Genomic DNA, 11,127 nt, shown 5'->3' on the forward strand with positions numbered 1-11,127 from the left:
CTCGATCGAGTCCGGCCGACGATCTCGACCGAGTCCGGCCGACGCAATCTCGATCGAGTCCGGCCGACGCGACCGTCGCCTGCGCCGGTCCCGTTCGAGCCGCTCGGTCGTACTCGTTCGTCGGACACAACTCGGCGGCGAGTAATCTTTTATTCAGTATTTCGTCGGTCGGAAGCTTCATACGTCGTCTCGCGGATCCTCCGGGTACACGAATGGCAGTACTCTTGCTGGAGGATGTCGATGCCGACGACGTCGGGACCGTCGGCGGAAAGGCCGCGTCGCTCGGCGAACTCATCGGTGCTGGGCTCCCGGTGCCGCCGGGGTTCGCCGTCACCGCGGGCACGTATCGGACGTTCATCGAGGAGGCCGGGATCGACGAGGAGCTGTTCGACGCGGTCGACGTCGACCCCGAGGACTCCGCCGCGCTCCGCGAGGCCGAGGCGACCGCTGAGCGCCTGATCCTCGACACCCCGTTCCCCGAGACGGTTCGCGAGGAGATCCTCGACCGGTACCGAGAGATGGGCGAGGACGGCGAGGAGGCGTTCGTCGCGGTCCGCTCGTCCGCCACGGCCGAGGACCTGCCCGACTCGTCGTTCGCCGGCCAGCAGGAGACGTTCCTCAACGTCCGCGAGGACGACCTCCTCCGGCGCGTGAAGGAGTGCTGGGCCTCGCTTTTCACCCAGCGGGCGATCTACTACCGACAGCAGCGCGGGTTCCCGCACTCCGAGGTCGACATCGCGGTCGTCGTCCAGCGGATGGTCGACGCGGAGAAGTCCGGCGTGATGTTCACCAGCCACCCCTCGACCGGCGAGCCGCAGGTCACCATCGAGGCCGCGTGGGGGCTCGGCGAGGCGGTCGTCTCCGGCACCGTTTCGCCCGACAACTACGTGTACGACCGCGAGCGCGGCGCGGTCGACCAGGTGACCGTCGCGGACAAGAAGGTGGAGATGGTGAAAGACGCGGAGACCGGCGAGACGGTCCAGCTCGACGTCGACCAGGACCGGCGGAACGAGCGGGTCCTCTCCGACGCGGAGATCGGCGACCTCGTCGAACTCGGTGAGCGCGTCGAGGGGCACTACGGCGCCCCCCAAGACGTCGAGTGGGCGATCTACGACGGCGAGATATACATGCTCCAGTCGCGCCCGATCACCACGATCCGCGAGGACGCCGGCGACGAGGCTGGCGCGAGCGGGGGCGAGTCGCGGGCAAACGGGGCCGGCGCGGGCGGGGAAGCCGAGGCGGCGGCCGCCGACGGCGACGGCGGGGTGACGGGGACGGGGCCGAACGGCGGGACGACCGCGAGCGGCGGGACCGGTGCGGACGACGACGCGGACGGCCTCGTCGACGGGCTCGGCGCCAGTCCAGGCGTCGTCTCCGGCACCGTTCGGATCGTCCACAAGCTCGATCACCTCGACCAGGTCCAGGAGGGCGACGTGATGGTGACGGAGATGACGATGCCCGACATGGTGCCCGCGATGAAACGCGCCGCCGGCATCGTCACCGACGAGGGCGGGATGACGAGCCACGCCGCGATCATCTCCCGGGAGCTCGGCGTCCCCGCGGTCGTCGGGACCGGCAACGGAACGCGGGTCCTCGAAGACGGGCAACACGTCACTCTCGACGGCGACAAGGGGACGGTCCGGGCGGGCGAGTCCGAGTCGGCCGAGCCCGGCGAGGAGTTCGAGCCGGTGGAGGCCGCGCGCCCGGAGACCCCCGTCAAGCCGATGACGGCGACGGAGGTGAAGGTGAACGTCTCCATCCCGGAGGCGGCCGAGCGCGCCGCGGCGACCGGCGCCGACGGCGTCGGCCTGCTCCGGATCGAACACATGGTGCTGTCGCTCGGGAAGACGCCCGAGAAGTACATCGCGGACCACGGCGCCCGCGCCTATCAGGACGAGCTCATCGAGGGCGTCCGGCGCGTCGCCGACGAGTTCTACCCGCGACCGGTGCGGGTGCGGACCATCGACGCGCCGACCGACGAGTTCCGCGAGCTGGAGGGCGGCGACGACGAACCGGTCGAGCCCAACCCGATGCTCGGCTGGCGCGGGATCCGGCGGAGCCTCGACAAGCCCGAGCCGTTCCGGCAGGAGCTGGCCGCGTTCGCGCGCCTCTACGACATGGGGTACGACAACATAGAGGTGATGTTCCCGCTCGTCAACGACGCGGCCGACGTGGAGGCGATCACGGGCCACATGCGCGAGGCCGGGATCGACCCCGAGGCGCGTCGCTGGGGCGTGATGGTCGAGACGCCCGCCAGCGCGCTCCAGATCGAGGACCTGGCGGAGGCCGGCATCGACTTCGCCTCCTTCGGCACCAACGACCTCACGCAGTACACGCTCGCGGTCGACCGCAACAACGGGCACGTGGCTGACCGGTTCGACGAGCTTCATCCCGCGGTGTTGCGGCTGATCGGCCACACCATCGAAACGTGTCGCGAGCTCGACGTCGACACCAGCATCTGCGGACAGGCCGGCTCGAAGCCCGAGATGGTCGAGTTCCTCGTCGAGAAGGGCGTCTCCTCCATCTCCGCGAACATCGACGCGGTCCGCGACGTCCAGCACGAGGTGAAGCGGACCGAGCAGCGTCTCCTGCTCGATTCGGTCCGCTAAGGTCCTCTGAGCCGACTTTTGTCTCCCGGAGCCGAGAACGGAACCGGTAAGAGCCGTCCGCGGCAACTGGGGGGCAGATGCGACAGCCGGAACCGGAGCCGCAGTCGTTCGACCGGGTGCTCTCCTCGATGTGTACCGAACCGCACCCGGCCGCCCGCGCGGCCGCCGAGCGGTTCCTCGCGACGAACCCCGGCGACCCCGCCACCTACGAGGCGGTGGCGGAGCTGGAGGCACGGGCGGTCGAGGGGCTCGCGACGCTCGCGGAGCATCCGACCCCCGCCGACGCGACCGGGTACGTCACCTCGGGCGGCACGGAGGCCAATATCCAGGCGGTGCGGTCGGCGCGGAACCGACACGGCGAGAGCGACGACACGTCCGGCGAGCGCGACGTCAACGTCGTCGCCCCCGCCAGCGCGCACTTCTCGTTCACGAAGGCGGCGGCGCTGCTCGACGTGGAACTCCGGACGGTCCCCGTCGACGACGAGTACCGAGCCGATCCCGACGCCGTCGCGGCCGCGGTCGACGACGGGACCGCGCTCGTCGTCGCCGTCGCCGGCAGCACCGAGCACGGCCGAGTCGACCCGATCCCGGAGCTGGCGGCGATAGCCGACGAGGCCGGAGCGCGGGTCCACGTCGACGCCGCGTGGGGCGGGTTCGTTCTCCCCTTTACCGACCGCGACTGGTCGTTCGCGGACGCGCCGGTCGACACGGTGACGATCGACCCCCACAAGTTCGGGCAGGCGCCGGTGCCGGCGGGCGGCCTGCTGGCCCGCGAGGACGCCGCGCTCGACGCGCTCGCGGTCGACACGCCGTACTTGGAGTCCCGGTCGCAGGCGACGCTGACCGGGACCCGAAGCGGTGCTGGCGTCGCCGGCGCCGTCGCGGCGATGGACGCGCTGTGGCCCGACGGCTACCGCGAGGCCGCGGAACGGGCGGCCGACAACGCCGACTGGCTCGCGGCGGAACTCGCGGACCGCGGGTACGACGTCGTCGATCCGGAACTCCCGCTCGTCGTCGCGGCGGTCCCCGAGTCCGAGTTCGCGGCGCTCCGCGACGCCGGCTGGAAGGCGTCGCGGACCGGGACCGGAGCGCTCCGCGTGGTGTGTATGCCGCACGTGACGCGGGCGACGCTGCGGGCGTTCCTCGACGATCTCGACGGGATCCGGCGGTAGATCCTTTTAAACACTCGACCGCGGTGGCGAGTCACCCTTATAAACGAACACGCCGAGCAGTGGCGCGTGCCACCGAGCGGCCGGAGCGAAGCGGAGGCCGCGAGGAGCACGCGCGAGGGAGTCGCGAACGCAGTGAGCGACGAGGCTGGGGAGGGGTGAGGCGCGGGGCGGTGCTGTGCGGGGAGGGACTCGAAGGGGCAGTCGCGAGGCGGCCGCAGGCGACGCAAGCACCGCAGGAACGAGCGGAGCGAGTGACGAGGAGCACAGCGAGCGTGCGGCCGCCTCGCGGCTGGGGCTTCGGAGGCGGTCGCATCGATCGTCGATTTATAAGTAGCCACGTACAGCCGAGCGGCTGGGGCTTCGGGGGTGGTCGTCGTTCAACAGTGATCCCGCGTTCGGATCAACATATTCACTACGGGGCGCCACGAACCGGAGCGTATGAGTTCGGACGACGTCTCTCGGCGCGCGTTCATGCGGACGGCCGCGGGTGCGACGGCCGCCGCCGGCGCGGCGACGGCGACGGCGGGGACGGCGGCTGCACAGGAAGTGGAACCCGACTGGCCGAGCGCCGCCGTCGGGAACGTCGGGTCGTACACCGACGCCCGCGGCCAGGACTCGGTGACCGTCTCGGTCGGCGCCGGCGACCAGGGACTCGCGTTCGACCCGACGCTCGTCTGGGTGGACGAGGGGACGACGGTCACCTGGGAGTGGACGGGCGCTGGGGGGTCTCACAACGTCCAGACGGTCGAGGGCGGGGGCCCGGCCAGCCTCGACAGCGGCGCCCCGGTCGGTGAGGAGGGGTACACCTACGAGTACGAGACCTCGAGCGAGGACGCCGGTATCACCCACTACCACTGCGTGCCCCACACCGCGGTCGGCATGCACGGCGGCCTCGCCGTCGGCGGCGACGTCGCCACCGTCGAGGTCGGCGGCGGCGGGAGCTCGAACGCGGTGTTCGTCCCGGACGCCGCCCGGGCGCTCGGTATCGCGACGTTCATCGCGATGGTGAGCACGCTGGGACTGGCGTTCGTCTTCATGAAGTACGGCGGCACGATCACCGGGCAGGACCAGGCGTAGCGGACCGCGACCGATTTCTTTCGCCGTGTCCGCTCTCACTCCCCGTCGACGAGCTCCTCGTACAGCGCCGTGTAGCGGTCGATCACCGCGTCGTGGTCGAACGAGGCGAACTCGCGGTCGACCGCGCGGCGTTCGAGGTCGCCGACCGCGACGAACTCGTCGGCCAGCTCGGCCGGGCTCGTCACGAGCCGGCCGCGTTCGCGCCCCTCGACGAGCTCGTGGGCGCTGGAGTCGGCCTGGTACTCGACTAAGGCGACGCAGCCGCACGCGACCGCCCACAGCAGGTCGGTCGCGAACGTCTCCCACGTCGCGGTCGCCACCGCGACGTGCGTTCCTTTAAGTATCGGAATCCGTTCCTCGGCCGGCAGGTCGCCGAGGAACTCGACCCGGTCGCCGATCCGGAGGTCGCCCGCGGTCGCCTCGATCCGGCCGCGCTCGGGGCCGTCGCCGATCACCGCCGCGGTCCAGTCGCGGCCGCGAAGCTCGGCCAGCCCGAGGAGGAACGTCTCGACGTTGGCGTGGCGGTCGAGCCGCCGCGAGTACACCGCGTCGAACCGGTCGTCGACGCCCGCGGATTCGACGGCGCCGAAGTCGATGCTCTCGGGGAGCACCCGCACGTCGTCGCCGTCGGCGCCGTGTTCGCGGACGCGCGTCTTGGTGGTCCGCGACGGGGCCGTCACCGCGTCCGCGCGCCGCGCGAGCGGCCGGTACCAGCGGCGGGCGTCGGCCGGGTGGTCGCGCCACCAGTCGACGACGACCGGGGCCCGCGAGAGCGACCCGGCGACCGTCGCGGCGAGGGCGGGCGTCGGCGGGCTGTTGACCGCGTGGACGACGTCGGGCCCGACGCGGCGGAGTGCGAGCGGGAGCCGCGCGGCGAACGCCGCGGGCGCGGGCTCGGCGGTGACCGACCGGTACTCGATCCCGTCCTCGTCGAAGGCGTCGTGGTCCCCGCCCCACCACCGGGCGCAGAGCCAGACGACTTCGTGGCCGCTGGCGGCGAGGCCGCGGGCGGTCCGGAGCGTCCGCGTTCGCGCCGGGGTCTCCCCGTGTCCGGGGGCGAAAAGCGAGACGAACGCGACGCGCATACGGCGACCGCACGGGGGGCGCCGATAAAAAGACACGGCATCTCGAGGGGACGCCGGACCCGCACCGCGGGTTCCGTCACCCGAAGCTGTTTCACGGCGCGCCCGGAACGGGCTCCCATGCGACAGTACGACATCGAACGCTACCTCAACGTGCGGAACGCGGGCGGCGCAGACCTCGGTCCCGACGGCCGACTCTCGTTCCTGCTCAACACGACCGGCACGGGTCAGGTGTGGTCGGTCCGCGAGCCCGAGTCGTGGCCCGAACAGCACACGTTCTTCGAGGAGTCCGTCTCCTTCGTCGACTCCTCGCCGGAGCGCGCCGAGGCCGTCTTCGGCATGGACGAGGGTGGCAACGAGCGCGCGCAGCTGTACCGGCTCGACTACGAGTCGGGCGCGATCACGGACCTCACCGACATGCCCGATGCGAAGCACCGGTGGGGCGGCTGGGACTCCTCCGGCGACCGGTTCGCGTTCGCGTCGAACCGGCGCGACGAGGCCGTCTTCGACGTGTACGTCCAGGGCCGCGACGAGACGGGCGACGACGCCGAACTCGTGTACGAGGGCGACGGCTGGCTCTCGGTCGCCGGCTGGTCGCCGAGCGACGACCGGTTGATCGTCCACGAGGCCCACTCCTCGTTCGACCACGACGTGTACACCCTCGACCTGGCGACCGGCGACCTGACCCACCACACGCCCCACGAGGGGGACGTGCGGTACTCCGGCCCGGAGTGGGGGCCCGACGGCGAGGGGGTCTACCTCGTCACCGACCGCGACACCGACACCCTCCGGCTGGAGCGGCTGGATCTGGAGACCGGCGAGTTCGCCGTCGTCGCGGACGGCGGCGAGTGGAACGTCGACGGCGTGGCGATAGACGAGGACTCGCGGCGGATCGTCTACTCCCGGAACGTCGACGGCTACACCGAGCTCACCGCCGGCGAGCTCGTCGCGCCCGCCCGGGTCGACGCGTTCCCGACGCCGGACCTCCCGGACGGCGTCGCTGGCGGCGTGAGCTTCGGCCCCGACGGCGAGCGGTTCGCGGTGACGGCGACGGGGAGCACGCACAACGCGAACGTGTACGTCGTCGAGGCGACCACCGGCGAGGCGGAGCGGTGGACCCGCGCCTCGACCGCGGGGATCCCTCCGGACACGTTCGTCGAGCGGGAGCTGGTCCACTACCCCACCTTCGACGGTAGGGAGATCCCCGCGTTCTTCTCCGTGCCCGAGACGGAGCCGCCCGAGTCGGGCTACCCGGTCGTCGTCGACATCCACGGCGGGCCGGAGTCGCAGCGGCGCCCCTCCTTCGCCTCCGTCACGCAGTACCTGCTGAACAACGGGTACGCGGTGTTCGAGCCCAACGTCCGCGGCTCCTCCGGGTACGGGAAGGCCTACTCCGGGCTCGACGACGTGGAGAATCGGATGGACTCCGTGACGGACGTCCGCGAGGGCGTCGAGTGGCTCCACGACCACCCCGAGGTCGACCCGGACCGCGTCGTCGCGATGGGCGGCTCCTACGGCGGCTTCATGGTGCTGGCGTCGCTGACGGAGTTCCCGGAGCTGTGGGCCGCCGGCGTCGACATCGTCGGCATCGCGAACTTCGTCACGTTCTTAGAGAACACCGGCGACTGGCGCCGGTCGCTGCGCGAGGCCGAGTACGGCTCGCTCGACGAGGACCGCGAGTTCCTCGAGTCCGTCTCCCCGATCAACAACATCGAGCGGATCGAGGCCCCCCTCTTCGTCCTCCACGGCGAGAACGACCCGCGGGTGCCCGTCGGGGAGGCCGAGCAGATCGTCGAGGAGGCGCGCGAACAGGGCGTCCCGGTCCGGAAGCTGATCTTCGACGACGAGGGGCACGGGTTCGCGAAGCTCGACAACCGGATCGAGGCGTACCGCGAGATCGTCGACTTCCTCGCGGAACACGTCTGATCGGTTCCGGCTGCGTTTCACGCCGCTCCGAACGGCCGTGACGGTTATACAGGTACGCGAGAGAGGATGACGGGATGAGTCGGTCAGACCCGCACGGGCTGCTCCTCGACCAGGCCCAGGACAAGGTCGCCCTGCTGGACGACGAGGGGACCTACACGTACGTCAACGCGGCCGCGGAGGGGATCCTCGGATTCGAGCCGGACGAGCTCGTCGGGACGAACGCCTTCGAGTACGTCCATCCCGACGAGCGGGAGGCCGTGCGGCGCACCTTCGAGGAGGCCATCCGGACCGACGAGTTCACCGAGGTCACGACGGAGTACCGACACCGGACCCGCGACGGGTCGTGGGTGTGGCTGGAGAGCCGCATGTCGAACCTCACCGACGGCGAGCTCGACGGGTTCGTCGTCAGCTCGCGGGACATCACCGACCGCGTAGAGGCCGAGCGCGAACGCGAGGCGGCGACCGCACACCTCCGGGAGATCGCCGCCGTCTCCAGCGACGTCCTCTGGATGTTCGACGCCGACTGGTCGGAGCTGCTCTTCGCCAACCCGGCGTACGAGGACATATACGGGGCCTCGCTCGACGAGGTCCGAGGCGATCCCTCGACGTTCCTCGACGCGGTCCACCCGGACGATCGCGCCGCGGTCAAAGAGGCGATGGAGGCACTCTCGGCGGGCTCGTCGGTCGATATGGAGTACCGGGTGAACGCCGCGGAGAACTACAAGCGGTGGGTCTGGGTCCAGGGGGAGCCGATCACCGAGGACGGCGAGGTCGTCCGGATCACGGGGTTCACGAAGGACGTCACGGACCGGCGGCGGCGCGAGCGCCAGCTCGTCGTGATGGACAACCTCCTGCGTCACAACCTCCGGAACGACCTCAACATCGTCCTCGGGACGGTCGAGGAGCTGGAGGCCGAAGTGCCCGAGTCGGCGGAGCACACGGCGGTGATCCGGCGGGTCGGCGAGAGCCTCCTCGACACCGCCCAGAAGGAGCGGGAGGTCATCGAGCTCATCACCGACCAGCGGGAGACCGACGCGATCGACCTCCGGGGCGTGATCGAGGAGGCCGTCGAGACCGTCCGCGGGCGGTACCCGGAGGGGTCGATCGCGGTCGGGGACCTCGACGCGGTCGTCGTCGACGGGCGCTGCGAGCTCCGGTCGGCGGTGATCGAGCTCCTGGAGAACCCGTTCCAGCACAGCGACGGGGCGCCGACGGTGACGGTCGGCCTCCGCCGCACCGAGGCGGGCGCCGAGCTCGTCGTCGAGGACGACCTGCCGCCCATTCCGGCCGTCGAGGTCGACGTGCTCACCGGCGACCACGACATGAGCCAGGTGTACCACAGCAGCGGGCTCGGATTCTGGCTCGTCTACTGGAGCGTGGAGCTGTCGAACGGGAACGTGTCGGTCGATGTCGGCACGGGCGAGGACGCGCGCGGCCGGGGCGGCGGCGGGCGCGGGAACCGGATCACGGTGTCGCTGCCGCTCGCGTCCGAGTGAGCGGCGCGTCGGGCGCTTACCAGTCCGGGCCGAAGTCGGGGTTGAGCTGGCGGTCCGTCCGGCCGAGCGCGTCGATCGCCTCGACGTCCTCGTCGTCGAGGTCGAGGTCGACGCTCGCGAGGTTGTCGCGGATGTGGTCGATCCCGGTCGCCTTCGGGATGGCGGTGACGCCCGTCTCGCGGAGCCACGCGAGGCTCACCTGCGCGGCGCTGACGCCGTGTTTCTCCGCGATGTCGACGATGGCCGGGTCGTCGAGAATCTCGCCGCGCGCGAGCGGCGAGTAGGCGACGAGCTCGACGCCGTTGGCGTCGGCGTACTCGCGGAGTTCCTCCTGCCGGAGCAGCGGGTGCATCTCGACCTGGTTCGCGAACGGCGCCTCCCCGAGCGCGTCCGTCGCCGCGTCGAGGTGTTCCGGCTCGAAGTTGGAGACGCCGATCCGGTCGATCAGGCCGTCGTCGCGCAGCTCGGCGAACGCCGGCAGCGTCTCCCCGGGCTCGTACTCCCCGGCCGGCCAGTGGACGTAGAGCAGGTCGACCGCGTCGACGCCGAGCTTCTCTAAGCTCTCGCGGGTCGAGGAGGCCACGTCCGCGGGCGAGAGCTCGTCGATCCACACCTTCGTCGCGAGGAAGATATCGCCGCGGTCGACGTCGCTTCTCGCGATCCCCTCGCCGACGGCCGCCTCGTTGCCGTAGATCTGCGCGGTGTCGACGTGGCGGTAGCCGGCGTCGAGCGCGTTCGCGACCGACTCGGTACACTGTGCCGGGTCGTCGTTCTCCCACGTGCCGAGCCCGAGAACGGGCATCCCGTTGCGGGTCGGTACCGCGGGCTGCTGCTGTTGGTCCGTCATCGCGTCCGCCTACTCGCGTGAGCCGAAAATCGCTTGCGGTCGGGGCGAGCGCGGCCGGGTCGCGGCGGAGGGCCTCCGTGGGTCGTTCCAACGCCGCCTCAGTCGTCCGACAGCAGCGCCCGCGAGGAGTTCGTCACCACGAGCAGGCTCGACGCGCCCATCGCGACGGCGGCGAACAGCGGGTTCAGGAGTCCGGTCGCCGCGAGCGGGATGGCGACCGCGTTGTAGCAGAACGCCCAGCCGATGTTCCCCTTCACGCGCCGGCCCGCCGCCCGCGCGAGCTCGAAGACGGTCGCCACGGAGCCGAGCTCGTCGTCGACGATCGCCACGTCGGCGGCGTCGGCCGCCATCGCGGTCCCGCCGCCGAGCGCGATCCCGAGGTCGGCCGCCGCGAGCGCCGGCGCGTCGTTCGTCCCGTCGCCGACCATCACGGTGACGCCGCGCTCCTTCAGCCGGCCGACGGCCTCGGCCTTCCCCTCCGGCGGGACGCCGGCGAACACCGACGAGATCGCGTCGTGCTCCGCGAAGACCGTCGCGGCGCGCTCGTCGTCGCCGGTGAGGACGATCACCTCGACGCCCGAGCGGTCGAGCGCGGTCACCGTCGCCTCCCAGCCCTCGCGCAGTTCGTCCCCGACGACGACGAACCCCTCGGCGGCGCCGTCGCGGCCGACCGCGACCGGGACGCGGCCCACGTCGCGCGCGCCCGCGACCGCCTCGCGGATCTCGTCGGGAACGGTCCAGCCGCGCTCGTCAAAGAGGTCCGGGTGGCCGACGACGACCTCGACGCCGTCGACGACGCCGGAGACCCCGCGCGCGTGGCTCTCGAACGACTCGACCGCGGTCTCGGGGTCGCCGTCGCCCGCGGCGTCGGCGGGACCGGGGCCGTCCGCCGCCTCCGTCCCGCCGTCGGCAACGGCG

Annotated in this window: 8 protein-coding genes; 5 read left to right on the plus strand and 3 right to left on the minus strand. The window is 71.5% G+C overall.

Annotated elements, in window-relative coordinates; all coding sequences use genetic code 11:
• The first annotated feature begins 212 nt into the window (after positions 1–212).
• The 3 genes from ppsA to EXE45_RS12425 all read left to right on the plus strand — a co-directional run bounded on the left by ppsA (position 213) and on the right by EXE45_RS12425 (position 4,858).
• Positions 213–2,609: a phosphoenolpyruvate synthase gene (gene ppsA, locus EXE45_RS12415; protein ID WP_137694512.1), complete on the plus strand. Its 2,397-nt coding sequence runs from the start codon at positions 213–215 to the stop codon at positions 2,607–2,609.
• Positions 2,610–2,686: 77 nt separating this feature from the next.
• On the plus strand, positions 2,687–3,781 hold the full coding sequence (gene mfnA, locus EXE45_RS12420) for a tyrosine decarboxylase MfnA (RefSeq protein ID WP_092921059.1): 1,095 nt from the start codon (positions 2,687–2,689) through the stop codon (positions 3,779–3,781).
• 438 nt (positions 3,782–4,219) lie between these two features.
• The gene (locus tag EXE45_RS12425) at positions 4,220–4,858 is read left to right on the plus strand and encodes a halocyanin domain-containing protein (protein WP_137694513.1); all 639 of its coding nucleotides are present in this window, start codon (positions 4,220–4,222) and stop codon (positions 4,856–4,858) included.
• Between the two features lie 35 nt (positions 4,859–4,893).
• Here EXE45_RS12425 and EXE45_RS12430 read toward each other — a convergent pair whose 3' ends face one another.
• Positions 4,894–5,943, minus strand: coding sequence for a glycosyltransferase (locus EXE45_RS12430; RefSeq protein WP_092921057.1), 1,050 nt, complete (start codon positions 5,941–5,943; stop codon positions 4,894–4,896).
• A gap of 117 nt (positions 5,944–6,060) precedes the next feature.
• On the opposite strand from EXE45_RS12430, the gene EXE45_RS12435 reads away from it, so the two are divergent.
• Both EXE45_RS12435 and EXE45_RS12440 read left to right on the plus strand, forming a co-directional pair.
• Positions 6,061–7,866, plus strand: a complete 1,806-nt coding sequence (locus EXE45_RS12435) for a S9 family peptidase (RefSeq protein ID WP_092921056.1) — start codon at positions 6,061–6,063, stop codon at positions 7,864–7,866.
• 74 nt (positions 7,867–7,940) lie between these two features.
• Positions 7,941–9,362, plus strand: coding sequence for a PAS domain-containing sensor histidine kinase (locus EXE45_RS12440; protein WP_199233625.1), 1,422 nt, complete (start codon positions 7,941–7,943; stop codon positions 9,360–9,362).
• 16 nt (positions 9,363–9,378) lie between these two features.
• Here EXE45_RS12440 and EXE45_RS12445 read toward each other — a convergent pair whose 3' ends face one another.
• Positions 9,379–10,164 (minus strand): aldo/keto reductase, encoded by a 786-nt coding sequence (locus EXE45_RS12445; protein WP_137694517.1) that lies wholly within the window; start codon positions 10,162–10,164, stop codon positions 9,379–9,381.
• 143 nt (positions 10,165–10,307) lie between these two features.
• On the minus strand, positions 10,308–11,127 hold an 820-nt coding region (locus EXE45_RS12450; RefSeq protein WP_241989480.1), incomplete at its 5' end, for an HAD-IC family P-type ATPase.

The organism is Halorubrum sp. SP9 (assembly GCF_005435015.1).
Taxonomy (GTDB): Archaea; Halobacteriota; Halobacteria; order Halobacteriales; family Haloferacaceae; genus Halorubrum; species Halorubrum sodomense.

Coding starts and splice junctions, on each gene's coding strand:
- ppsA (WP_137694512.1), top strand. CDS start 213: ATGGCAGTACTCTTGCTGGAGGATGTCGATGCCGACGACGTCGGGACC.
- mfnA (WP_092921059.1), top strand. CDS start 2,687: ATGCGACAGCCGGAACCGGAGCCGCAGTCGTTCGACCGGGTGCTCTCC.
- EXE45_RS12425 (WP_137694513.1), top strand. CDS start 4,220: ATGAGTTCGGACGACGTCTCTCGGCGCGCGTTCATGCGGACGGCCGCG.
- EXE45_RS12430 (WP_092921057.1), bottom strand. CDS start 5,943: ATGCGCGTCGCGTTCGTCTCGCTTTTCGCCCCCGGACACGGGGAGACC.
- EXE45_RS12435 (WP_092921056.1), top strand. CDS start 6,061: ATGCGACAGTACGACATCGAACGCTACCTCAACGTGCGGAACGCGGGC.
- EXE45_RS12440 (WP_199233625.1), top strand. CDS start 7,941: ATGAGTCGGTCAGACCCGCACGGGCTGCTCCTCGACCAGGCCCAGGAC.
- EXE45_RS12445 (WP_137694517.1), bottom strand. CDS start 10,164: ATGCCCGTTCTCGGGCTCGGCACGTGGGAGAACGACGACCCGGCACAG.